Raw genomic sequence first — 23,148 nt, forward strand, 5'->3', positions numbered from 1 at the left:
GGATGGGATGAAATATGGAAACTGTGAACTTAATAGAATTAACAAAAGACATTCAAGATCAACATAAAAACTTCGTCGTTTCAAATATAAACAGTCATTGTTTACGAATCGCTGTATTTACTGGTGAATATGATTGGCACTATCATTCTAATTCGGATGAATTATTTATTGTGCTAGAGGGAGAATTACTTATTGATTTTGAAGATGGAGAAACAGCGGTTTTAAAGCCAAAGGATTCTATTTTAATTCCAGCATGTACGATTCATAGAACGAGAGCATTAAAGAGAACGGTAAATCTTTGTTTTGAACATATAGAGGCTGATACGATTAAAGTGGAGCAATTATGAAAAAATTATCTGTAGCCGATTATAGAAAAGTTCTTCCGGTTTTAGAAGGTAATACAAGAACGACGACGTTTGCTTATGCGGTATGTGATCAAATGATAGATGGTGAGGTTTTTATAAACGGGCAATTAACAGCAGGATTAATTATTACAGCTAACGGTATCTATTATTTATTTGGTGATACGGATGATCAAAATTATAACGAAGAGTTATTTTCATATTTAAAAACGGCTATTGAAAAAACAGAGAAGAGATTTACACTGTTCACTTCGAGCGAAGAATGGGAAATGATGATAGAAGAGCGTTTTAGTAATGTACTTCGGAACATCCCGCGAATGAAATTTCAAAGCGTAACCTTTGAAGAGAAACAACGAGATTTTAACAAAAATACATATGAAGTGAAGCGTATTGATATAAGAGATATAGAGCGAAGCAGTGAATTTAAAGAGGAGTACTACAAAGAGTATTGGGGATCAAAAGAAACGTTTTTGAACAGTGGTTTTGGATTTTGTATAGAACAAGATGGGATAATTGTAGCTGAATGTGTCTCAATATTTAACGGGAATGGTTTTGCTGAAATAGATATTGCAACACATGAAGCGCATCAAGGGAAAGGATTAGCTCAAGCTGTTGCGACAAGGTTCATTGAACATTGCATGCAAAATGATATTATACCGAGTTGGGATTGTTATGTAGACAATATTCCTTCGGTAAAATTAGCTAGTAAATTAAATTTTTATCATCCAATAGAATATAGTTTGTTTGTACGTAAGAAAACGGGGGAATAAAAATGAATGTAGAATTAACGAGATTTAAAGTTAAGCCTGGTAAGAGTCATCGAGTAGATGAATGGATGCAGCTTCTTAATGATAATATGAAAGAAGTACTTTTGACATTAAATGACGAAAAGATGTACGTTGAGACAATTTTCCGGGAAATAAGAGATGGAGAAGAATACTTATATTGGTATTCTGTGCAAGGAAAAGGTGGGACTCATGTCGAAAATTCTCATCATGAAATTGATAAAAAGCACTTAGCATTTTGGTATGAATGTATCGATGAAGAAGCACCGTCTATTGATATGAAAACAGAAGTTGTTATGATTCAAGATGTTGTGAAGGAAGCGATGAAATAATAGAATAGTATTTCAGAGAGAAGCGCATCAAAATGGATGTGCTTTTTATTATGAAACAATTTATAAAAGCTGCATTTGGATATCTTTAAGTGAAAATAAAGAGGGATATCGAGAATATTTTAGGATAAACTATAAAGTGAAACTTTAATCAGTGGGGGTCATCCCCCACTGATTATCAGCCCTCACCAATCGGGCTTTTACGGGCAGTCCGCCCCCCACCTAATTTCTTTGCTTCCGCTGAATTTTGATGTGAGGTCTTACTGCCCGTTAATGCGGGATAAAGAAATAAAAAACACCAAACCAAAAGACTTACCAATATACGGTATAGTCGTAACAGGAAAAACAGAGGATTTACAAAGTTTACAAGGGTCACCGTATATTAAGGCTGCTGTAAGAGGTGTAACAGTTGAGAAATATTGATTACAAGTAATTAATGTGAATAATCAGAAAATTTATGTTATAATATGGGAAAAGGAGGTTTATATGAGGCAAATACATGGAGCAATTTATATTTACATAACAATGTTTTTCGTGGCGATATCCTATGGATTGGGGCACGTGTATTCGCATCCTATACTAACTTTTTTAAGTGGAGCATGTATGGCGTTTGCGCTTCTTGTCCACCTTTTCTCAGTTTGGATCGTGAAATTTCAATTAAATATTAGTGAAATAGAAGAAGGCACTTTTTGAGTGGCCTTCTTTTTTAATAATATTTTGGAAGCTCTTGTAGCAATTTTTCAATTTCGTATTCAGTTTCTTTACATATAGACATTGTACGTAATCTGAAAAATAAGCTACGTAAGAAAGATTTTGTATTTCCATATAGAAACTCGTACGATTCAATAGGTAGTACTTGTTTTTGGACCGGTAATTGAGCTGCTAAGTCACGAAGGGCTAATATGAGTATTTCTTCTTTTAGGTCATTTTGCAGCATTGCGACAATCGGATAAACGAGACGCTCGTCTTCTTCATATTTGTAGTAGATAGAATGGACAAAAACTTTGTTTAACAAAGTTTTTAATATCTCTTCGTAATGTAAAGTTTCTAGTTTAGGATTATGAACAAGCGCCTCAAATGTATCGGAAGCATGAGCGATACTATGTGCCCAGCCGTGGTCTGGAACATATCCGCGGAAATCATGTTCATTGTTCATATATAGAATTAATTGATCTTTTACATTTGAAATATCAGTTTGTGATAAGAAATTATGATTTGTATCTGCATCTATAATGAGCGCAATTAATAAGGTGGTAAATGCGCGAGTAAATACAGCATCTTCGTCATCTGAATGAATTTTATACAATAAATATTTTTCACCGATGCTTTCTAATAATAGTTTCTGTAATTGTGTGTGTGAAAGGTAGCGATTTTTGATGAGATGATAAAAAGTAGAGTAGATGAGTTTGTCCCTTAAATAGCTATCAGTATCGCCAATATGTTCAAGCATATTAGAACTTAAAGAATCAATGTTAAGTGTGTTATCCAGTATGTAATTATTATTACGAATTTCTTCTAATTGTTGTTGTAACATATAAATCCTCCTATTTTAGAAAATTCTGTATTTAAATAGTATAATAAAAGGAAGGAATAGGCAATGAAGTGAAACTTTAATCAGTGGGGGATTCCCCACCTAACTTCTTTGCTTTCACGGAATTTTGATGTGGGGATCTTACTGTCCGTTAATACGGGATAAATAAGTGTTTTTGAATGGAGGGGGCATTATGAAGAGAGCATTATTCTTTTTCATTAGCATTTTCTTTTTAGGGAGTTGTTCGATTTGGTATGTTACTTTTTCTAGCGAGAGCAAAAGTTGGACGGGACAATATAAGGGCCATATTAAGGACGACAGTGAAGATGGAGTGTTTACGTTTCAGTACAAAGGCGGAGATGGGAATACAAAATTTAAAAATTTAGAGATTGCTATTAATGGAGCCTTTAGCACAATGACACAAACGTCAGAAAATCATAAAGGAGCAAAGATTGAAATGAAATTATCTTGTGTAAGTTGTGCGCCTTTATCTAAAGATGAACCGATAGAGGTTTTGATTAAATGGGATGATAAGTATGAGGAGAAGATGGTGTTAAATTTGAAATAGCCTAGAGTAAGGAGTTAAAAATGAATAGGCATATGAAAAAATTAATGTTTATAAGTGTATTTCTAATCATATTATCAGCGTGCACTACAAAACAAGTAGAGGTAAAAAAAGTACCTAAAGAAGGGTATATCATATTAAGAAATGACACGGTGTTTTTTGCCGATGATAAAACGTTTGAAACAAAAGTAGAGTTGCAACATTATATAGAACAACAAATGAATAAAGAGCATCCATCACATATAGTCTTGAGCTTTAAGGACAAAGACGCATATAAACAGTTAAAAACAGGGGATAAAATAAAAGTATGGTTTTCTCAAATACTTGAAAGTTATCCAGCAAAAATGATTGTAGAGAAATTTGAAATAGTAGAGAAATAGAAAAAGGCAGCAACCAAGCTGCCTTTTTTGTTATTTTACAAATTGTAATTCTTTCGGGAACTTCGTTAAAATTTCTGATCCGTCTTTTGTGATGTAAATATCATCTTCAATACGAACGCCACCTACGTTTGGTACGTAAATACCTGGCTCGATTGTGAAGACCATACCTTCTTTTAATGGAGACTCGTTGCCAGCTTTTACATCTGGATATTCGTGTACGCTAATTCCAAGTCCGTGACCAAGGCGGTGCGGGAAGAAGTCACCGTAACCTGCATCTGCGATAACAGAACGAGCAGCGTTGTCGATTGCGCCAAGTGTAACACCTGGTTTACATGCTTCAACTGCTTGTAGTTGTCCAGCAAGTACAGTGTTGTAAATGCGAGTTTGTTCTTCAGAAATCTCGCCGAATGCTACTGTACGTGTAATATCAGAGCAATAACCTTCAATGATTACACCTAAATCAAATAGTACGAAATCACCGCGCTTCATTTTGTTTGCACCAGGAATACCGTGTGGAAGAGCAGAGTTTGCACCCGCTAATACCATCGTATCAAATGACATTTTATGTATGCCTTTTGTTTTTAATTCGTGTTCAATAATTGCTAATACTTCTAGCTCGCTACGGTTTTCTTTAATTGCATTTACACCAACTTCAACAGCGTAGTCCGCCATTTTAGCTGCTTCGCGTAAAATAGAAAGTTCTTTTTCATCTTTAATTAAACGAAGTTCGCGAACTTTTTCCTCAGCTGATTTGAAAGCTGCATTTGGGAATAATTTCGTTAATTCTTCGTAGCGCTCTACGTTTAAATGTTCTTTTTCAATTGCAACTGCATTTGCATTGATGCCGCGGTCTTTAATTGCTTTTGCAATCATATCCCATGGTCTGTCAGTATCAGTAAATCCGATAATTTCATGTGCCCAGCCAGCGTTACGTGCTTGACCTTCTTCCATTTTAGGACAAATTAAAATAGGTTCTTTTTCTTGGAATACAAACATACCAAGTAATCTTTCATGCGGTTCACAGTGGAAGTTCGTCATGTAGAAGACGTTCGGTGTAGAAGTTAAGAACGCAGCTTCTACGTTTTTTTCTTTTAGCCATTGCATTAAATTTTCTAATCTAGCATTCATCGATTGGCACCCCCGAGATATTTAATTACAAATATAACTTTAACTCGGAAGAAAGCGTTATGACAAGTAAATAGATGTTAGAAAAGACAGGGAATAGAGAAATCATGTAGAATAAAAAGTGAGAATGTGAATAGGGGAGGAATGTAATAATGAAAGTATCTTATCATGGACATTCAGTTGTGAAAATTGAGGCGAATGGAAAAGTTATTTTAATTGACCCGTTTTTAACAGGTAATCCGAAAACAGATTTAAAAGCTGAAGATGTAAAAGTGGATGCAATCCTTTTATCGCATGGACACGGTGATCATGTTGGAGATACAGTAGAACTTGCGAAGAAAAATAATGCAGTTGTTGTAGCGCCATTTGAACTAGCAACATTTTTAAGTTGGCAAGGTGTAAATACACATCCGATGCATATTGGTGGTTCACATGAATTTGACTTTGGAAAAGTGAAGTTTACACAAGCATTCCACGGCTCTAGTTATATTGATGAAGCAAATAAGACGATTACATATACAGGTATGCCAGCAGGTATTTTATTTACAGCAGAAGAGAAAACAGTGTACCACGCAGGAGATACTGCACTATTCTCTGATATGAAGTTAATTGGGGAATTAAATAAAGTTGATCTAGCATTTTTACCAATTGGTGATAATTTCACAATGGGACCAGAAGATGCTGTACTAGCGGCAAAATGGATTAATTCGAAAACTGTTGTACCGATGCATTACAATACGTTCCCAGTTATTGAACAAGATCCATATCAATTTGTAGAAAAGCTACAAAATTGTACAGGGAAAGTATTAGAAGCTGGAGAAAGTATTACACTATAGAAAAGAAACCCTTCATTTGAAAAGAAAAGTGAAGGGTTTTTTACGTGTGTAGGACAGCTTTTAATGCTTGTATTTGTTTTGGTGATTCTTTTCTTTTTGTACGTGGTTGTTCAGGTGTTTCATTCAATTCCATTGCAACTTTTTTCCCATCTACGAAAGCTAAAAATATAGCACCTACAACCTCTAAAAATTTTTTCATCATGTGTACGCTCCTTTGTTTTATTTCTTGTCTTCATTGTATAGGGAATCAAGTGGGCGAACTATCGAATGAGATGACAATAGCATTACATTGTTGTAATAGAATGACTGGTGGAATGTAAGGGTCATTTTGTTATAAAAAAAATAGTACAGGTATGCAAAGAGAGAGTGTAACAGTTTTGAAAATATAGTATACTGAAAGTACAACACATGAAGAATTTAGGGAAAAGAAAGTATGGTGAAACCATTTGGCTACCAAGCATAACCAAATTTTAGAACATATTAATAGCCTGCCAGTAGGCCATAAAATTTCTGTAAGACAAATTGCGAAAGATTTGAGTGTAAGTGAAGGGACAGCTTACCGTGCAATTAAAGATGCAGAAAATAAAGGATATGTTAGTACAATTGAACGTGTCGGAACAATTCGAATTGAACAAAAGAAGAAAGAAAATATTGAAAAACTGACATATGCAGAAGTCGTTAACATTGTCGACGGTCAAGTACTTGGAGGCAGAGAAGGACTACATAAAACATTAAATAAATTTGTAATCGGAGCTATGAAATTAGAAGCGATGATGCGCTATACAGAAGCTGGGAATTTACTCATTATTGGTAACCGTACGAATGCACATCAATTAGCGCTAGAAACTGGAGCCGCTGTATTAATTACGGGTGGATTTGATACGGAAGATCATGTGAAGAAATTAGCAGACGAATTAAAGCTGCCGATTATTTCAAGTAGCTACGATACATTTACGGTCGCAACGTTAATTAACCGTGCGATTTATGATCAACTGATTAAGAAAGAAATTGTACTTGTTGAGGATATTTTAACACCAATTGAAGAAACGTTATATTTAAAGCCACATGATACAGTACAGCAATGGCATGCATATAACGAAGAGACAATGCACGGAAGATATCCAATTGTCGATGAAAATAAAAAAGTGCTAGGAATCGTAACTTCAAAAGACATGATCGGTGTAGCGAAAGAAACACCAATTGATAAAGTAATGACAAAACACCCAATTACAGTGAATGGTAAAATGTCTGTCGCAGCTGCGGCACGTATGATGGTGTGGGAAGGAATTGAATTACTTCCTGTCGTTGAGGAAGGAAATAAACTGCAAGGTATCATTAGCCGTCAAGATGTACTTCAGGCACTGCAAATGATTCAACGTCAGCCACAAGTTGGAGAAACAATTGATGATATCGTAACGAATCAATTTATGACGCCAAAAGAAGCGAAAAATGAGCATCTATATCAATTTTCGGTGACGCCGCAAATGACGAATTCAATCGGAACGTTATCGTACGGTGTATTTGCAACAATTGTGACAGAAGCGACAAATCGCGTCATTCGTGCGCAAAAGAAAAGCGATTTAATTGTTGAAAACTTAACAATTTATTTCGTGAAGCCGGTTCAAATTGATAATGTTGTATCCGTTCATCCGAAAGTATTAGAAATCGGGCGTAAATTTGGTAAGGTCGATGTAGAGGTGCATCATGAAGGTAATGTCGTTGGAAAAGCATTACTTATGGTTCAGTTAATTGATAAATAAAAAGATGGAACAAATCGTTTTGATTTGTTCCATTTTTTTTGTTGTTTTAAATTTGAAAGGCATGATTTTAGATGAGAGTTTTAGTGAAATATGTATGGGATGGAGTGGAAAAGTAACACGATAAAAGACAGAATAGTAATTTAATTTTGGTATATATTGTGTTATGATTATATTGTAAGAAAATGGATTTCCGGAAGGTGGTATACATTATGTCGTCAGCCGTACTCTTTTTTGGTAGTATCGCACTATTTTACTTTCTTGTAATGATACCGATCCAATATTTATATTTACAAGGTTTACATGAAAAAAAGGAAAAGACAGGATTATCTCAGCGAGAGCTATATGAAAAAATGTCTTTTGGAGAAGAACAATTACATTTTCACGTACAAGGTAACCCATTTAATATACCATCTGCGTTTGTTGCATATATGATTTTGAAAGTTAAGGGTCGTAAAAAAGCATCACAATATTGATGCTTTTTTTATGTTGCTTCATAGACTTCGGCTTCTTTAACTGCTAATGGTAAGAAGTGTTTGTATTGGCGAAACCCATTAAATACACTTGCACTACCAAATAGAACGAATAAAATACCAACGATAATACGAGCGGTTGAAAGTTCTAAAAAGAATTGGTTTACCCCGAAAAATAAAACGAATGAACCGAGTGCCATTGCGGATTTTCCTGAGAGCCAACCTTTTTCCATTGGGCGGTTTGTACGAAAGTATTTTGTTTTGTAAAAGAGGTACAACATAAATGAGACGATAATACAGAAGACTAATACTGGCATAATGAACACTCCCATCGCTTTGTGAAAAATAATAGAAAAGAAATATCTAAACTTTCTAACTTCTATTATAAAGCAATTGTTCGCATGTATGAAATACTTTCCGTTATAATGGAGGATAAAGCGAAGAAGTTGATTAAAAAGGAGATTATACATATGCATGAGCAAATTTTAGGAGCAATTAAAGAGTTTGATACAATTATTATTCATCGCCACGTGCGTCCGGACCCAGATGCATTAGGTTCACAGGGTGGCCTTGGTACAATTCTACAAGAATCGTTTCCAGAGAAAAATATTTATACGGTTGGGTACAATGAACCGTCGTTAGCGTACTTAAGAGTAATGGATGATATTGAAGATAGTGTATACGAAAATGCGCTTGTTATCGTTTGTGATACTGCGAATCAAGAACGTGTTGACGATCAACGCTATACAAAAGGGAAGATGTTAATTAAAATTGATCATCATCCAAATGAAGATCCATATGGAGATATTACGTGGGTAGATACGGCAGCGAGTTCTACAAGTGAAATGATTTATGAGTTTTACACGTATGGAAAAGATAAAGGATTAAAAATAACAAAAGAAGCAGCTCGCCTTATTTTAGCTGGAATTGTTGGGGACACAGGTCGTTTCTTATTCCCGAATACAACAGCAAAAACACTTCGTTACGTAAGTGAGCTTGTTGATATGGGTGTGAAATTCACAGATTTATACAATGAAATGTATAAGACAAAAGAAAAAATTGCTCGTTTAAACGGTTATATTTTACAAAACTTTACGATGGTAGAAGAAGGAGCAGCTTACATTAAATTAACGAAAGAAGTATTAGAAGAGTTTGATGTACTTTCTTCTGAAGCATCTGGTGTTGTTGGAGCACTTGGCAATATTGATGGATTAAAGGCGTGGGTTCTATTTTTAGAGGAAGACGACGTAATTCGTGTTCGTCTTCGTTCAAAAGGACCAGTTATAAACAAATTAGCAATGCAATATAACGGCGGAGGACACCCGATGGCTTCTGGTGCGAAGGCATCTTCTTGGGAAGAAGCGGATCGTCTTTTTGCTGATTTACGTGAGATTTGTAAATAAGAGAGTATATGTTAGAACGAAAAGAAGGAGCGGCGCTAAAGCCCTCCTTCTTTATTTTTCTTTCTCTATAGTAATGCTAATTTCAAGCACTGTATCAAAAGATATTGTATCGACTTTAAAACGGTATAGCCGATCGTAATGTTTGTACGTCTTGTTTTCGATTACCTTTTTGAGTAGGTCTTTATTTTTTGCGATACTTTGAATGTTTTTCGTTAAAAGATGCTGGAGATCATTATGGATAGATGTAGTCATATTTTCGAGTGTAAGATTGTCTAAATCGTATTTTTCTCGATTGATAAGTTTTATTTTAATCTCTTGAATGGTTAAGAGCCGTTTATTTTCAGTGTTCAATTTTTCTTGATCTTCGAGAAGGACGTGGAGTTTTGCTTCTTGTTTTTCTATAATTTCTCTTTGTTCTGCTATTTTACTAGCTTGTTCTTCTTGAAAAACACCGTATATGTACAAAAAAATAAACCAGCTCAACACGCCTCCAACAGCAGCACCAGCTAATACTAAGTACCATCTTTTTGCTGTATTGGCACTTGGTACTCTCATACATGTTCCTGCGTTAGCCATTTAATAATAATGAGACCTGTTTGCATACCACCAGTTGCGAAAAAAATAAGGAGAATTTGTTTTACGATATCTTTCATATCTCCGCCAAAGAAACTTCTTTCAAAGCTATAAAAGGTATCGAATGTTCCGCCGATTGCTGCAACGAGTGCCCAAATTCTTAAATTTTGGGCGAATTGATTAATGTAAGTTAGAGCTGGTTTTCCGATAAGAAACGCACCAAATCCACCAATTAATGAACCGCCAAGTATAACCCCAAAGGCAATAAAATAACTAATAATAAGCAGAGAGAAAAAAGTATGTTCTCTTACATCCATCGTCATTCCCCTTTCTTCTTCATATATATGGACAAAGTATAAGAAGTATGTTTTGATTTCCGCTTTCCTCATCACCTATAATAAAAGTAGTCAAATAGGTAAAGAGAGGGTACAACAGTGAAGTTTGTGCATTTACAATGTCAAACCGTTTTTAGTTTATTAAAAAGTGCTTGTAAAATTGATGAGCTTGTAGTCAGGGCGAAAGAACTTGGTTTCTCATCGCTGGCTATTACGGATGAAAATGTTATGTATGGCGTTATTCCGTTTTATAAAGCATGTAAGAAACATGGTATACAGCCTGTTATTGGATTAACCGCTTCTATTTTTAGTGAAGAAGAAGAAAGGTCTTATCCGCTTGTATTACTTGCTGAGAATGAAATAGGCTACCAAAATTTATTAAAGATTTCTAGCAGTATTATGACAAAGTCCAAAGAAGGTATCCCTAAGAAGTGGCTTGCGCATTATGCGAAAGGATTAATTGCTATTTCACCAGGTAAAGATGGCGAAATTGAGCAATTATTACTAGAAGACAATGAGAGTCAGGCTGAAGAAGTAGCTCGAACATATCAAAATATGTTCGGCCATTTTTATATGAGTTTGCAGCATCATGCAATTCAAGATGAGTTGCTTTTACAAGAGAAGCTACCTGAATTTATTAGTAGGGTTAATATTCCAGTCGTTGCAACAAACGATGTGCGTTATATCAATCAAAGTGACGCACTTGTTCACGAATGTTTACTATCTGTTGAAAGTGGAACGAAAATGACTGATCCAGATAGGCCGAGGCTGAAAACAGATCAATATTATTTAAAATCATCGGATGAAATGGAAGCACTATTTTCCCATGCGCCGGAAGCAATCCAAAATACAATAAAAATTGCAGAGCGTTGCCAAGTAGAAATACCGTTCCATGTAAATCAACTTCCGAAGTTTCCTGTTCCGTCTAACGAAACGAGTGATATATACTTGCGTCGTGTTTGTGAAGAAGGTTTGCGGAAACGATATGGTGCGCCGAAAGAAGTGCATATAAAGCGTTTAAATCATGAATTAAATGTTATTTCTCGTATGGGATTTAGTGATTATTTCCTCATCGTATGGGATTTTATGAAGTATGCACATGAAAATCATATTTTAACAGGACCAGGTCGTGGATCGGCAGCTGGTTCACTCGTCTCATACGTATTAGAAATTACAGATATTGATCCGATTGAATACGATCTATTATTTGAAAGGTTTTTAAATCCTGAACGTGTGACGCTTCCCGATATTGATATTGATTTTCCAGACATAAGACGTGATGAGATGATTCGCTATGTGAAAGATAAATACGGTCAGCTTCGTGTTGCGCAAATTGTAACGTTTGGTACGCTTGCAGCAAAAGCAGCAATTAGAGACATTGCCCGCGTAATGGGGCTTCCGCCACGAGATATTGATATATTTTCAAAACTTATCCCATCAAAGCTCGGTATAACGTTAAAAGATGCATATGAAGAATCACAATCACTCCGTGAGTTTATACAAGGGAATCTTCTGCATGAGCGTGTGTTTGAAATCGCAAAACGTGTAGAAGGTTTACCACGTCATACGTCTATTCATGCGGCTGGCGTTATTATGAGTCAAGAACCGTTAACAGGCAGTGTAGCAATTCAAGAAGGACATAACGATGTTTATGTTACGCAATATCCAGCTGATGCGCTAGAAGAACTTGGGTTGCTTAAGATGGACTTTTTAGGGTTACGCAATTTAACGTTACTTGAAAATATTATAAAATTTATCGCGAACAAAACAGGGAAAGAAATCGATATAAGAAACTTACCTCTTCAAGATGAAAAGACGTTCCAATTATTAGGGAGAGGGGATACAACAGGTGTATTCCAGCTTGAGTCAGGTGGTATGCGAAATGTACTTCGCGGGTTAAAACCGAATGAGTTTGAAGATATCGTAGCTGTTAACTCGTTATACAGACCGGGGCCGATGGAACAGATACCAACCTTTATTGAATCGAAACATGGAAAAAGAAAAATTGAATATTTACATCCGGATTTAAAGCCAATTTTAGAAAGAACATACGGCGTCATTGTATACCAAGAACAAATTATGCAAATTGCATCGAAGTTAGCAGGGTTTTCGCTCGGAGAAGCAGATTTACTGCGCCGTGCAGTGAGTAAAAAAAATCGTGATATTTTAGATCAGGAACGTAAGCATTTTGTTCAAGGGTGTTTGCAAAATGGTTATGATGAGACGTCTGCTGAGAAAATTTATGATTTAATTGTAAGATTTGCGAATTACGGTTTTAACCGAAGTCACGCTGTAGCTTACAGTATGATCGGATATCAGCTTGCCTATTTGAAAGCGAACTATACGCTGGAATTTATGACGGCATTATTATCAAGCGCAATTGGAAATGAAGATAAAATTGTACAGTATATACGAGAAACGAAGCGGAAAGGCTTTCACGTTTTGCCGCCGTCTCTTCAGAGAAGTGGTTACAACTTCCAAATAGAAGGGAATGCGATACGTTACAGTTTACTTTCGATCCGAAATATTGGAATGGCTACAGTGACGGCATTATTAGAAGAACGAAAGAAAAAAATGTTCGAAGATTTGTTTGAATTTTGTCTCCGTATGCCGTCAAAGTTTGTAACGGAGCGCAATTTAGAAGCTTTCGTCTGGTCCGGATGTTTTGATGATTTTGGTGTTTCGAGAACGAATTTATGGAAAAGTATTAAAGGGGCATTAGAGTACGCGAATCTCGCACGTGATTTAGGAGATGCTGTTCCAAAATCAAAATACGTACAAGGAGAAGAGCTATCTTTTATTGAACAACTAAATAAAGAGAAGGAAGCACTTGGCTTTTATTTATCAAGTTATCCGACAGCGCAGTATGTAAAGTTAGCAAAAGAATTAGAAATTCCATCTCTCGCTCAGGCGATGCGACACAAGAAAAAAGTACAAAGAGCTATTGTGTATATAACAAGTGTGAGAGTGATTCGTACGAAAAAGTTTCAAAAGATGGCATTTATTACATTCTGTGATCAAAATGATGAAATGGAAGCAGTCCTCTTCCCAGAAACGTATATACATTTCTCGGACAAGTTACAAGAAGGAGCAATTGTTTTAGTTGACGGTACGATTGAGCTAAGAAATCATAAGCTGCAATGGATTGTAAATGGTCTATATCCGCTAGAGGAAATGGATGTTTATGAAGAAAAGAAAGACGCATCTGTTTACGTGAAATTGCCGTCTCAGTATGAGAAAAAGCTTTTAAATCAGGTTACGAAAATATTGTTCGACTATTCAGGTTTTGCGAAAGTACTAATTTATTATGAAAAGGAACATAAAATGGTACAATTATCTCGGAGTTTATCGATTCATCCAAGTGAAGAATGTTTAGGAGCACTTCGTGAAATTGTCGGGGAAGAAAATGTAGTTGTGAAAATATAATGGACAATTTCCCTACACTTCGATTATTATAGTAGTAGTGTTCGTGGTCAGACCACTTGGAGAAATTGATATCAGCAAGAATAATTTGAGGAGAGTGGATAGTTTGTCAACACTTCGTGAAGAAGCACTTCACATGCATAAAGTGCATCAAGGAAAATTAGAAACTGTATCAAAAGTAAAAGTAGAAAATGCAAAAGATTTAAGTCTTGCATATTCTCCAGGGGTTGCAGAACCTTGTAAAGAAATTTATGACGATAAAAGTAAGGTATATGAATATACGATGAAGGGAAATATGGTAGCAGTTGTGACAGACGGAACAGCTGTACTTGGTCTTGGTAACATTGGACCTGAAGCATCTCTTCCAGTAATGGAAGGTAAAGCTGTATTATTCAAGAGCTTTGCTGGTGTAGATGCATTCCCGATTGCCTTAAATACAAACGATGTAGATAAAATTGTTGAAACTGTAAAATTAATGGAGCCAACTTTTGGCGGCGTTAACTTAGAAGATATCGCAGCACCAAACTGCTTCATTATTGAAGAGCGTTTGAAAAAAGAAACAAATATTCCTATCTTCCATGATGATCAACACGGAACAGCTATCGTAACAGTAGCAGGTCTTGTAAATGCACTGAAATTAGTTGGAAAGAAAATGTCTGACATTAAAGTTGTCGCAAATGGCGCAGGTGCAGCAGGTATTGCAATTATTAAACTTTTATATCGCTATGGTGTACGCGACATTATTATGTGTGACCGTAAAGGGGCAATCTATGATGGTCGTCCTACAGGTATGAATCCGGTGAAGGATGAAGTTGCAAAATATACAAATAAGAATCGTATAGAAGGTTCTTTAGCTGATGTTGTACATGGTGCGGACGTATTCATTGGTGTATCTGCAGAAGGTGCATTAACAGAAGAGATGGTTCGTACAATGAATGACGATGCGATTATTTTTGCAATGGCGAATCCGGTTCCAGAAATTATGCCAGAATTGGCAAAAGCAGCGGGCGCAGCTGTTGTTGGAACAGGTCGTTCTGACTTCCCGAACCAAGTAAATAATGTACTGGCGTTCCCTGGTATTTTCCGCGGTGCACTTGACGTACATGCGACACAAATTAACGAAGAAATGAAGATGGCAGCTGTACAGGCTATTGCTGAGCTTGTAGCAGAAGATGAGTTGAATGCAGACTATATCATTCCGGCACCATTTGACGCGCGTGTAGCGCCTCAAGTAGCGGCTTACGTTGCAAAAGCAGCAATGGAAACAGGAGTAGCTCGCCGTCAAGTAGATCCAAATGAGATCGCTGAAAAAACAAAACAATTAGCGCTGATTGGTAAAGAATAAGCGAGGAATTTCCATTGACATCATCAAATACAAAAGTATATCTCGAAATTGTAAAAAAAATCCGTTCCATTATGGAAGAGGATGGATTGGTAGCGGGGGATCGTTTGCCGTCTGAGCGTGAGTTAAGTTCACGCTTAAACGTAGGACGTTCCTCTGTAAGAGAAGCATTGCGTGCTTTAGAACTGGTAGGATTGATTGAAACGAGACGTGGTGAAGGGACATTTATTCGAAACTTTTATGATAACGGCCTTGTACAATTAATTGCTCCGTTCTTACTGCAAGATGAGAAAACAATTCGTGATTTATTACAAACGAAACGATTGCTTGAGAAAGATATGATTCGAATTGTATGTAATTTACCGAAAGAAACGTTTTCTAAAGTACTAAGTAGATTACACCAAGTACTTGAAGGAAATGAAAACTCAATCCCAACGCTTCATCAAACGTTCTTTAAAACACTTATTGAACAAGTCGATAATTATTTACTATATCGCATTTGGATGATCGTAAATGATTACGTAGCAACTCTTTCTTGTAAAGTTTCAAGAAATTCTATCGATATGTATAGAAAGCTTTATGCTACTTTGGAAGAAAAACAAGAAAATGATGCACTAAAAATTTACGATGAATTAGTAGAGAATATACAGTTTCACTCGTAATGTATAAAATTTGTCGAAATGACCATGACACGTTATGACAAACATTCTACCGCTTAGCGGTTAAAGTTAAACGTAAAGAGTGAGGTTATTAGACAGATTGAGAAGATAAGGCTAACATCAAACTTTGGTGTTAGCCCCATTTTCTTCTTACGCTAACCTTAGCTCTCAACGAAGGGGGTCAAATTGTGCTAAGAGATTTATTCGTGAAAAAGAAAAAGTACGCTGCAATACCTTCAGAACAAGTACGAAAAGATGTACCAGATGGCGTTATGACAAAATGTCCGGAATGTAAAAAAATCATGTATACGAAAGAACTTCTAAAAAATTTAAAAGTATGTGTGAATTGTGGATATCATCATCCTATGAATGCATGGGAACGTCTTGATAGTATATTGGACGAAGGGTCATTCCGTGAGTATGACAAAGAAATGGTTTCATTAAATCCACTCGAGTTTCCAGGTTATGAAGAGAAACTAGAGAGCGATCGTAAGAAGACTGAATTAAACGAAGCGGTTGTAACTGGTGAAGGAACAATTGATGACATGCTTGTTGTTGTTGCAGTAATGGATTCTCGTTTTCGAATGGGGAGCATGGGCTCTGTGGTAGGAGAAAAAATCGCCCGTGCGGTTGAAAAGGCGTACGACTTACAAGTTCCATTTATTATCTTTACTGCTTCGGGTGGTGCCCGTATGCAAGAAGGGATATTAAGTTTAATGCAAATGGCAAAAACAAGCGTAGCTTTGAAAAAGCATAGTAATGCAGGAGGATTATTTATTTCTGTTATGACTCACCCAACGACGGGCGGGGTTTCAGCGAGTTTCGCTTCACTTGGTGATTATAATCTTGCAGAACCAGGTGCACTTATCGGATTTGCTGGTAGACGTGTAATTGAACAAACGGTGCGTGAGAAACTACCGGAAGATTTCCAAACGGCAGAATTCTTACTAGATCATGGTCAATTAGATGCGGTGGTGCATCGTGATGATATGAGAGAATCGCTTCGCAAGATTTTAGAAGTTCATCAAGGAGGGGGAATGGCTGTATGGCAGAGCTAGAATTTGAAAAACCAGTTGTTGAGCTAAGAAATAAGATTCGTGAACTGAAAGACTATACGAAAAACAGCCAGATGGACTTCAGTGAGGAGATTCGTATTTTGGAAGACAAGCTAGAAAATTTAGAGGAAGATATATACGGTAATCTGAAAGTATGGGACCGTGTTCAAATTGCTCGTCATGCAGAACGACCGACAACGCTCGATTATATTGAGCACTTATTTACTGATTTTTTCGAATGTCATGGAGATCGTCTATTTGGCGATGATGCAGCGATTGTCGGCGGCATTGCGAAATATAAAGGGATGCCTGTAACTGTAATTGGGCATCAGCGCGGAAAAGATACGAAAGAAAATATTCGCCGTAACTTTGGAATGCCTCATCCAGAAGGATATCGAAAAGCATTACGCTTAATGAAGCAGGCGGAAAAGTTCAATCGTCCTATTATTTGTTTCATTGATACGAAAGGGGCTTATCCTGGTAAAGTTGCTGAAGAACGTGGTCAAAGTGAAGCTATCGCCCGCAATTTATTTGAAATGGCAGGTTTAACTGTACCTGTTATTTGTATCGTTATCGGTGAAGGTGGTAGTGGCGGTGCGCTAGGCCTTGGAGTGGGAGATTACATTCATATGCTAGAAAATTCCACTTATTCTGTTATTACACCAGAGGGTGCAGCGGCAATTCTTTGGAAAGATGCAGGAAAAGCAAAGGAAGCTGCAGAGGCAATGAAAATTACAGCAGCAGATTTGAAAGAATTAGGTGTAATTGATGAAATTATTCCAGAGGCAAAAGGTGGAGCTCACCGTAATCTTTCGAAACAGTCAGAAAATATAGATTTAATGATTAGAAAAACTTTTGAACAATTAAACGGAATTTCGAAAGATGAATTAATCGAAAAACGTTATGAAAAATATATGAAAATTGGGCAAGTTTCGTTTTCAAACGCTTCCATTGGGATAAAATAAGAAAAGCGTGCGTTCCTCTTCGCGAATGCACGTTTTTATTATGAAAAGACACATCTTCTCCATTGTGTTTTTATATTTTTTCGTGTTATTTTATTATAAGGCAAATAATCTTTATGAGGTGAGTACAAATGAAACGTATTGGTGTATTAACAAGTGGTGGAGATTCACCTGGTATGAATGCTGCCATTCGTGCAGTTGTTCGTAAAGCGATTTTCCATGATATTGAAGTATATGGTATTTACCATGGATACGCTGGATTAATTTCTGGTCACATTGAAAAATTAGAACTTGGTTCTGTTGGCGATATTATCCACCGCGGTGGTACGAAATTATATACAGCAAGATGTCCTGAGTTTAAAGACCCAGAAGTACGACTAAAAGGTATCGAGCAATTAAAGAAACATGGTATCGAAGGACTTGTTGTTATTGGTGGAGATGGTTCTTACCAAGGCGCTAAAAAATTAACTGAACAAGGATTCCCGTGTGTTGGTGTACCAGGTACAATCGACAATGATATCCCTGGAACAGACTTCACAATTGGTTTCGATACAGCTTTAAACACTGTTATTGATGCAATTGATAAAATCCGTGACACAGCTACATCTCATGAACGTACATATGTTATCGAAGTAATGGGACGTCACGCTGGTGATATCGCATTATGGGCTGGTTTAGCTGATGGTGCAGAAACAATCTTAATTCCAGAAGAAGAGTATGACATGGATGATGTTATCGCTCGTCTGAAGCGTGGTAGTGAACGTGGTAAAAAACACAGTATTATCGTTGTAGCTGAAGGTGTTGGAAGTGCAATTGACATCGGTAAGCACATTGAAGAAGCAACAAACTTTGATACTCGTGTAACTGTATTAGGTCACGTACAACGTGGTGGATCACCAAGTGCACAAGACCGTGTATTAGCAAGTCGTCTTGGCGCAAGAGCAGTTGAATTATTAATTGCTGGTAAAGGTGGACGTTGTGTAGGTATTCAAGATAACAAACTTGTTGATCATGATATTATCGAAGCGTTAGCTCAAAAGCATACAATCGATAAAGATATGTATCAATTATCTAAAGAATTATCCATCTAATTGACGTAATGTCAGATATTTGGGAACGGTTTCATAATTTTCGGAGGTGCAATATGCGTAAAACTAAAATTGTATGTACTATAGGTCCTGCTAGTGAAAGTATTGAAAAATTAGAGCAATTAATCGAAGCAGGTATGAACGTTGCTCGTTTAAACTTCTCTCATGGTAGCCATGAAGAGCACGGAGCTCGTATTAAAAACATTCGTGAAGCTTCAAAGAAAACTGGTAAAACAGTTGGTATCTTACTTGATACAAAAGGTCCAGAAATCCGTACTCACGACTTCGTAGACGGACAAGCTGAGCTTGTAACAGGTGCAGAAGTAGTTCTTTCTACTGAGCAAGTATTAGGTACTGCAGAGAAGTTCTCTGTATCTTATGCTGGTCTTTATGACGATGTAGACCCAGGTTCTCGCATTCTAATCGATGACGGTCTTATCGAACTAGAAGTAATCGAAAAAGCTGATGGAAACATCCGTACAAAAGTTCTTAACAGCGGAACTGTAAAAAATAAAAAAGGTGTTAACGTACCAAACGTAAGCATTAAGCTTCCTGGTATCACTGAAAAAGACGTAAAAGATATCATCTTCGGTATCGAGCAAAAAGTTGATTTCATCGCAGCTTCATTCGTACGTAAAGCGTCTGACGTATTAGAAATCCGTGAATTATTAGAAGAGCATGGTGCTCAATACATCCAAATCGTACCGAAAATCGAAAACCAAGAAGGTATCGACAACATCGATTCAATCTTAGAAGTTTCTGACGGTTTAATGGTAGCTCGTGGTGATATGGGTGTAGAAATTCCACCAGAAGAAGTACCATTAGTACAAAAACGTCTAATCAAAAAATGTAACGTGTTAGGTAAACCAGTTATTACTGCGACACAAATGTTAGACTCTATGCAACGTAACCCACGTCCAACTCGTGCGGAAGCAAGTGACGTAGCTAACGCAATCTTCGATGGTACAGATGCAATCATGCTTTCAGGTGAAACAGCTGCTGGTCAATATCCGGTAGAAGCAGTAACAATGATGGCTAACATTGCAGTACGTGTTGAAAAATCATTACAATACGAAGATATGTTCAAAAAACGTATTAAAGAGTTCACTCCAACAATTACAGATGCAATTAGCCAATCTGTTGCGCATACAGCACTTGCTCTTGATGTAGCTGCAATCGTAGCTCCAACAGAAAGTGGACATACTGCGAAAATGATCTCTAAATACCGTCCAAAATCTCCAATTGTAGCTGTAACATCTGACGAGCAAGTAGGACGTCGTCTTGCGCTTGTTTGGGGTGTACAAGCGTTTATGGCTGAGAAGCGCGCAGCTTCAACTGACGAAATGTTAGATACAGCAATTCAAACAGGTATGGATGCAGGTCTAATCGGACTTGGAGATACTGTAGTAATTACTGCTGGTGTTCCAGTTGCTGAAACTGGAACAACAAACTTAATGAAAATCCACGTTGTTGGTGAAGAAGTTGCTAAAGGACAAGGAATCGGTCGTAAAGCTGCAAAAGGTAAAGTAGTTGTAGCAAAAACAGCTGCTGAAGCTGTAGCGAACGTAAACGAAGGTGATATCCTTGTTACAACAAGTACTGATAAAGATATGATTCCTGCAATCGAAAAAGCTGCTGCTTTAGTTGTAGAAGAAGGTGGCTTAACAAGCCATGCGGCTGTTGTAGGCGTATCAATCGGTATTCCTGTTATCGTTGGTGTAAACGGCGTAACAGCAACTTTAAAAAATGGCCAAGAAGTAACAGTTGATGCAGCACGCGGAATTGTTTATAATGGACATGCGGAAGTGCTATAAGTAATACGGAGAGAAGGATCGGAGTCCTTCTCTTTTTTTTACACAAAAACGAGATAGAATTAGTTTAAAGCGCCTAGAATTGCTTTTAAAAGCGGTTTGTTATGAGTTTTAGTATGAAAGGGTATCTATATTTCGTATGATGTATATAGGCGTTGTGAGGGTGTTAAAAGTGAGTTGTGAGAGGGGTGTAGAACTATGAAGTGGTTACTATTCTTGTTTATTTTAGTACCGGCGATTGAGATTACGGTCTTAATTGGATCAAGTCATGTAATAGGTTTATGGTCTACGTTCGCTATGATTGTATTTACAGGTGTTGTAGGTGTGTATTTGGCGAAAAGACAAGGATTTAAAGTGCTTGGAGAGATTCAATCTAAGTTGAATAGAGGGGAAATGCCAGGTGAGACAGTACTAGATGGTATTTTTGTATTTGTAGGAGGTATTCTCTTGGTGCTTCCTGGGTATGTGACAGATGTGCTAGGGTTTATCTGCGTGATCCCTATTACGAGAGCTTTATTGAAGCCGCTTGTTATGAAGTGGATGGAATGGAAATTTAGAAAGAACTCTACTATTATCATTCAGAAGTAGCACTTAGATTATAACGATCTAAGTGCTATTTTTTTGTCTTGTAAGAGGAGAGGGGTTTTCTGATTGAGGCTTCGCTTTACTGCGCTATTTGTGGGGGATTTCTATCTCAAAGTTGGGTTGCTCGTAAGTGTCTGATGTGGGGGCGAATGATGAGTGGGGATGAACAAAACGTCCACTTATTATATTTGCTATATAATTTTCGTTTGAACTCTTGTTGTGCTTCGATTAAACGTGTAATTTTTAAATGCTATTAATTTGGATGAATAAGATGGAGAGAAATGCAGCTAAATTAAAGTTTTGCTTTCATATAAAAGGTGGGGATTGTTAGTTGAAGCCTTATTCTATGTAGTTTTGTATATTTATTCATTTACATAAAAAGTAATAAATGTAAGTAATAAATATATATAAAATAGAATAAAAATGTATTTTTGATTAGAAAATGTGTTTTTTATGCAAAAAAACAAGAGGATTATCCTTTTTCTGGGTAATGCTCTTGTTACATGTGAGTAGTGTGAAAAAATAAGTGAAAGGAATAATCAGTGGGAAATTCCCACTGATTACAGCTTGTTTTTTATATGAATTAGAAACTTTTATTTTGAAGGTGAACCTTTAATATATTTCCACAAGTCATGGAAGACATTAGCTTTGTGTAATGTATTAAGTAGTACTAAGGTGACTGGACCGATGATTAATCCTAAAAAGCCAAAAAGCTTAAAGCCGACAAATAGAGCGACGAGTGTTGCTAATGGATCGAGACCGATGTTAGATGAAAGTACTTTCGGTTCCATAATTTGTCTTTGGACAATCACGACGATGTATAAAATGAGAAGACCAATGGCGAATGCGGTATCGCCAGTGAAAAATACGTATATAACCCATGGAACGAAGACTGCGCCTGTTCCTAAATATGGTAGTAAATCTACAACTCCTGTAATAATCGCAATAGTAATGGCGTATGGTACGCGTAATATTAAAAGTCCGATCAGTACAATGACGGTTGTCATAGATACGAGTGTAAGTTGTGCTTTCACAAAACCAAATAAAGCTTTTTTTAAGTCGACAAAAATAGTTTTTCCGTAGCCATGTACACGATTTGGTAGTAATTTTCTTGTTTTTTGAGCAAGACGGTGCCAATCGTAACTAATGAAGAAAGTGGCTAATAAAATGAATACAAGGACAGTTAACGTTGTTGGCAGTGCACTAATGAAATTTGTTAATCCGCTTATAATGGCGGTTAAAAGTTCTTTCATTTGTGTTGTTGCTTCTGTTCCTAAGTTTTGAATGTTTTGTGTAATTGTATAGCGCTGTGGTTCTCCAAGATGATTAAATTTAGAGATTAAATCATCGTAGAGAGGCATAATATGATTAAGTGCAAATTGCTGAGCGAATGTAACGATATCCGGAAACTTTACTGTAACAAGTTGGAGTAAGTATGTTGTGGCAGATATTGCTTCAGTCACAAGATATGTAACAAGTCCAACGATAGCTCCAAATACGAGAATTAAGCTAACGAGTACTGCTAGTGCGCGAGGAAATTGTAGTTTTTGATTAAGGAAATTGACGACAGGATTAATCAAATAAGCAAATGCAAAAGCGATAATAAAAGGATAGATAAGCCCTGACATGTATAGTAATACATAGAACCCAGCTATCGTTGCTACAATGACAAATATGAGTCGCAATATCATATATAGTAAGTTTCGGTTCAAAGATGTATACCTCCCATTCCGATTTGGATTATCCTAATTCGTTCAACTTATAACTAG

Annotated in this window: 25 protein-coding genes and 1 pseudogene; 19 read left to right on the plus strand and 7 right to left on the minus strand. The window is 36.6% G+C overall.

The features are described 5' to 3' along the window. Positions 1 to 14 precede the first annotated feature (14 nt). From MHI28_RS23900 to MHI28_RS23920, 5 genes and pseudogenes are all read left to right on the plus strand, one after another. Positions 15 to 347 carry a cupin domain-containing protein gene (locus MHI28_RS23900; RefSeq protein WP_000450930.1) on the plus strand — a complete coding sequence of 111 codons (333 nt, stop codon included), beginning with the start codon at positions 15 to 17 and terminating at the stop codon, positions 345 to 347. Then, on the plus strand, positions 344 to 1,132 hold the full coding sequence (locus tag MHI28_RS23905) for a GNAT family N-acetyltransferase (RefSeq protein WP_000736715.1): 789 nt from the start codon (positions 344 to 346) through the stop codon (positions 1,130 to 1,132). The genes MHI28_RS23900 and MHI28_RS23905 overlap by 4 nt, the downstream gene beginning before the upstream one ends. A 2-nt stretch (positions 1,133 to 1,134) precedes the next feature. Next, on the plus strand, positions 1,135 to 1,479 hold the full coding sequence (locus tag MHI28_RS23910) for a DUF6176 family protein (protein ID WP_001100212.1): 345 nt from the start codon (positions 1,135 to 1,137) through the stop codon (positions 1,477 to 1,479). Between the two features lie 279 nt (positions 1,480 to 1,758). Beyond that, positions 1,759 to 1,899 (plus strand): annotated as a pseudogene (locus tag MHI28_RS23915) (anti sigma factor C-terminal domain-containing protein); the annotation flags it as partial. 63 nt (positions 1,900 to 1,962) lie between these two features. After that, a complete protein-coding gene (locus MHI28_RS23920) occupies positions 1,963 to 2,169 on the plus strand; it encodes a hypothetical protein (RefSeq protein WP_001248905.1) in 207 nt (68 codons plus the stop codon). A gap of 13 nt (positions 2,170 to 2,182) precedes the next feature. Here the strand turns inward: MHI28_RS23920 and MHI28_RS23925 are convergent, their stop codons facing one another. Further along, entirely contained in the window at positions 2,183 to 3,010 is an 828-nt protein-coding gene (locus tag MHI28_RS23925; RefSeq protein WP_000941472.1) for a DUF2785 domain-containing protein, read from the minus strand. Between the two features lie 190 nt (positions 3,011 to 3,200). On the opposite strand from MHI28_RS23925, the gene MHI28_RS23930 reads away from it, so the two are divergent. Continuing rightward, positions 3,201 to 3,575, plus strand: coding sequence for a hypothetical protein (locus tag MHI28_RS23930; RefSeq protein WP_000816730.1), 375 nt, complete (start codon positions 3,201 to 3,203; stop codon positions 3,573 to 3,575). Positions 3,576 to 3,595: 20 nt separating this feature from the next. Further along, positions 3,596 to 3,952, plus strand: a complete 357-nt coding sequence (locus tag MHI28_RS23935) for a DUF3221 domain-containing protein (RefSeq protein WP_001079383.1) — start codon at positions 3,596 to 3,598, stop codon at positions 3,950 to 3,952. Positions 3,953 to 3,982: 30 nt separating this feature from the next. Here the strand turns inward: MHI28_RS23935 and pepQ are convergent, their stop codons facing one another. Next, on the minus strand, positions 3,983 to 5,080 hold the full coding sequence (gene pepQ / locus MHI28_RS23940) for a Xaa-Pro dipeptidase (RefSeq protein ID WP_000994037.1): 1,098 nt from the start codon (positions 5,078 to 5,080) through the stop codon (positions 3,983 to 3,985). 149 nt (positions 5,081 to 5,229) lie between these two features. Here pepQ and MHI28_RS23945 point away from each other — a divergent pair, with 149 nt between their 5' ends. Then, positions 5,230 to 5,913 carry a metal-dependent hydrolase gene (locus tag MHI28_RS23945; RefSeq protein ID WP_000868923.1) on the plus strand — a complete coding sequence of 228 codons (684 nt, stop codon included), beginning with the start codon at positions 5,230 to 5,232 and terminating at the stop codon, positions 5,911 to 5,913. 40 nt (positions 5,914 to 5,953) lie between these two features. On the opposite strand, the gene MHI28_RS23950 is transcribed toward MHI28_RS23945, so the two are convergent. After that, positions 5,954 to 6,115 carry a hypothetical protein gene (locus MHI28_RS23950; RefSeq protein ID WP_000976014.1) on the minus strand — a complete coding sequence of 54 codons (162 nt, stop codon included), beginning with the start codon at positions 6,113 to 6,115 and terminating at the stop codon, positions 5,954 to 5,956. A 244-nt stretch (positions 6,116 to 6,359) separates the two neighbouring features. On the opposite strand from MHI28_RS23950, the gene MHI28_RS23955 reads away from it, so the two are divergent. Continuing rightward, positions 6,360 to 7,673 carry a CBS domain-containing protein gene (locus MHI28_RS23955; protein WP_000201579.1) on the plus strand — a complete coding sequence of 438 codons (1,314 nt, stop codon included), beginning with the start codon at positions 6,360 to 6,362 and terminating at the stop codon, positions 7,671 to 7,673. A 209-nt stretch (positions 7,674 to 7,882) separates the two neighbouring features. Beyond that, positions 7,883 to 8,146: a DUF3949 domain-containing protein gene (locus tag MHI28_RS23960; protein ID WP_000093045.1), complete on the plus strand. Its 264-nt coding sequence runs from the start codon at positions 7,883 to 7,885 to the stop codon at positions 8,144 to 8,146. 8 nt (positions 8,147 to 8,154) lie between these two features. Here the strand turns inward: MHI28_RS23960 and MHI28_RS23965 are convergent, their stop codons facing one another. Next, complete coding sequence (locus MHI28_RS23965) at positions 8,155 to 8,460, minus strand: YtpI family protein (RefSeq protein WP_001144782.1); 306 nt, start codon at positions 8,458 to 8,460, stop codon at positions 8,155 to 8,157. Positions 8,461 to 8,613: 153 nt separating this feature from the next. On the opposite strand from MHI28_RS23965, the gene MHI28_RS23970 reads away from it, so the two are divergent. Continuing rightward, on the plus strand, positions 8,614 to 9,546 hold the full coding sequence (locus tag MHI28_RS23970) for a DHH family phosphoesterase (RefSeq protein ID WP_000545134.1): 933 nt from the start codon (positions 8,614 to 8,616) through the stop codon (positions 9,544 to 9,546). A gap of 51 nt (positions 9,547 to 9,597) precedes the next feature. Here MHI28_RS23970 and ytrI read toward each other — a convergent pair whose 3' ends face one another. Further along, on the minus strand, positions 9,598 to 10,101 hold the full coding sequence (ytrI, locus tag MHI28_RS23975) for a sporulation membrane protein YtrI (RefSeq protein WP_001265736.1): 504 nt from the start codon (positions 10,099 to 10,101) through the stop codon (positions 9,598 to 9,600). Continuing rightward, on the minus strand, positions 10,098 to 10,511 hold the full coding sequence (locus MHI28_RS23980; RefSeq protein ID WP_002005839.1) for a YtrH family sporulation protein: 414 nt from the start codon (positions 10,509 to 10,511) through the stop codon (positions 10,098 to 10,100). The genes ytrI and MHI28_RS23980 overlap by 4 nt, the downstream gene beginning before the upstream one ends. A 42-nt stretch (positions 10,512 to 10,553) precedes the next feature. On the opposite strand from MHI28_RS23980, the gene dnaE reads away from it, so the two are divergent. From dnaE to MHI28_RS24020, 8 genes are all read left to right on the plus strand, one after another. Further along, positions 10,554 to 13,880 (plus strand): DNA polymerase III subunit alpha, encoded by a 3,327-nt coding sequence (gene dnaE, locus MHI28_RS23985; RefSeq protein ID WP_000673723.1) that lies wholly within the window; start codon positions 10,554 to 10,556, stop codon positions 13,878 to 13,880. 133 nt (positions 13,881 to 14,013) lie between these two features. Beyond that, positions 14,014 to 15,222 (plus strand): NAD(P)-dependent malic enzyme, encoded by a 1,209-nt coding sequence (locus MHI28_RS23990; RefSeq protein WP_161635086.1) that lies wholly within the window; start codon positions 14,014 to 14,016, stop codon positions 15,220 to 15,222. A 14-nt stretch (positions 15,223 to 15,236) separates the two neighbouring features. Further along, the gene (locus MHI28_RS23995; protein ID WP_000204446.1) at positions 15,237 to 15,881 is read left to right on the plus strand and encodes a FadR/GntR family transcriptional regulator; all 645 of its coding nucleotides are present in this window, start codon (positions 15,237 to 15,239) and stop codon (positions 15,879 to 15,881) included. A 185-nt stretch (positions 15,882 to 16,066) separates the two neighbouring features. Next, complete coding sequence (gene accD, locus MHI28_RS24000; RefSeq protein ID WP_000942858.1) at positions 16,067 to 16,936, plus strand: acetyl-CoA carboxylase, carboxyltransferase subunit beta; 870 nt, start codon at positions 16,067 to 16,069, stop codon at positions 16,934 to 16,936. Further along, positions 16,924 to 17,898 (plus strand): acetyl-CoA carboxylase carboxyl transferase subunit alpha, encoded by a 975-nt coding sequence (accA, locus tag MHI28_RS24005; protein WP_340828314.1) that lies wholly within the window; start codon positions 16,924 to 16,926, stop codon positions 17,896 to 17,898. The genes accD and accA overlap by 13 nt, the downstream gene beginning before the upstream one ends. 128 nt (positions 17,899 to 18,026) lie before the next feature. Continuing rightward, complete coding sequence (gene pfkA, locus MHI28_RS24010; RefSeq protein WP_000821157.1) at positions 18,027 to 18,986, plus strand: 6-phosphofructokinase; 960 nt, start codon at positions 18,027 to 18,029, stop codon at positions 18,984 to 18,986. Positions 18,987 to 19,039: 53 nt separating this feature from the next. Then, positions 19,040 to 20,797 (plus strand): pyruvate kinase, encoded by a 1,758-nt coding sequence (pyk, locus tag MHI28_RS24015; RefSeq protein WP_001232667.1) that lies wholly within the window; start codon positions 19,040 to 19,042, stop codon positions 20,795 to 20,797. A 195-nt stretch (positions 20,798 to 20,992) separates the two neighbouring features. Next, the gene (locus MHI28_RS24020; RefSeq protein ID WP_000871640.1) at positions 20,993 to 21,382 is read left to right on the plus strand and encodes an FxsA family protein; all 390 of its coding nucleotides are present in this window, start codon (positions 20,993 to 20,995) and stop codon (positions 21,380 to 21,382) included. Between the two features lie 590 nt (positions 21,383 to 21,972). Here the strand turns inward: MHI28_RS24020 and ytvI are convergent. After that, positions 21,973 to 23,091, minus strand: a complete 1,119-nt coding sequence (gene ytvI, locus MHI28_RS24025; RefSeq protein ID WP_001081375.1) for a sporulation integral membrane protein YtvI — start codon at positions 23,089 to 23,091, stop codon at positions 21,973 to 21,975. Positions 23,092 to 23,148 lie beyond the last annotated feature (57 nt).

The sequence above is a fragment of the Bacillus sp. FSL K6-0268 genome (assembly GCF_038005425.1).
Taxonomy (GTDB): Bacteria; Bacillota; Bacilli; order Bacillales; family Bacillaceae_G; genus Bacillus_A; species Bacillus_A thuringiensis_S.

Coding starts and splice junctions, on each gene's coding strand:
- MHI28_RS23965 (WP_001144782.1), bottom strand. CDS start 8,460: ATGCCAGTATTAGTCTTCTGTATTATCGTCTCATTTATGTTGTACCTC.
- MHI28_RS23900 (WP_000450930.1), top strand. CDS start 15: ATGGAAACTGTGAACTTAATAGAATTAACAAAAGACATTCAAGATCAA.
- MHI28_RS23950 (WP_000976014.1), bottom strand. CDS start 6,115: ATGATGAAAAAATTTTTAGAGGTTGTAGGTGCTATATTTTTAGCTTTC.
- MHI28_RS23905 (WP_000736715.1), top strand. CDS start 344: ATGAAAAAATTATCTGTAGCCGATTATAGAAAAGTTCTTCCGGTTTTA.
- MHI28_RS23920 (WP_001248905.1), top strand. CDS start 1,963: ATGAGGCAAATACATGGAGCAATTTATATTTACATAACAATGTTTTTC.
- ytrI (WP_001265736.1), bottom strand. CDS start 10,101: ATGAGAGTACCAAGTGCCAATACAGCAAAAAGATGGTACTTAGTATTA.
- MHI28_RS23910 (WP_001100212.1), top strand. CDS start 1,135: ATGAATGTAGAATTAACGAGATTTAAAGTTAAGCCTGGTAAGAGTCAT.
- MHI28_RS23945 (WP_000868923.1), top strand. CDS start 5,230: ATGAAAGTATCTTATCATGGACATTCAGTTGTGAAAATTGAGGCGAAT.
- MHI28_RS23970 (WP_000545134.1), top strand. CDS start 8,614: ATGCATGAGCAAATTTTAGGAGCAATTAAAGAGTTTGATACAATTATT.
- MHI28_RS23960 (WP_000093045.1), top strand. CDS start 7,883: ATGTCGTCAGCCGTACTCTTTTTTGGTAGTATCGCACTATTTTACTTT.
- MHI28_RS23935 (WP_001079383.1), top strand. CDS start 3,596: ATGAATAGGCATATGAAAAAATTAATGTTTATAAGTGTATTTCTAATC.
- MHI28_RS24020 (WP_000871640.1), top strand. CDS start 20,993: ATGAAGTGGTTACTATTCTTGTTTATTTTAGTACCGGCGATTGAGATT.
- pepQ (WP_000994037.1), bottom strand. CDS start 5,080: ATGAATGCTAGATTAGAAAATTTAATGCAATGGCTAAAAGAAAAAAAC.
- accA (WP_340828314.1), top strand. CDS start 16,924: ATGGCAGAGCTAGAATTTGAAAAACCAGTTGTTGAGCTAAGAAATAAG.
- MHI28_RS23925 (WP_000941472.1), bottom strand. CDS start 3,010: ATGTTACAACAACAATTAGAAGAAATTCGTAATAATAATTACATACTG.
- MHI28_RS23930 (WP_000816730.1), top strand. CDS start 3,201: ATGAAGAGAGCATTATTCTTTTTCATTAGCATTTTCTTTTTAGGGAGT.
- pyk (WP_001232667.1), top strand. CDS start 19,040: ATGCGTAAAACTAAAATTGTATGTACTATAGGTCCTGCTAGTGAAAGT.
- pfkA (WP_000821157.1), top strand. CDS start 18,027: ATGAAACGTATTGGTGTATTAACAAGTGGTGGAGATTCACCTGGTATG.
- MHI28_RS23990 (WP_161635086.1), top strand. CDS start 14,014: ATGCATAAAGTGCATCAAGGAAAATTAGAAACTGTATCAAAAGTAAAA.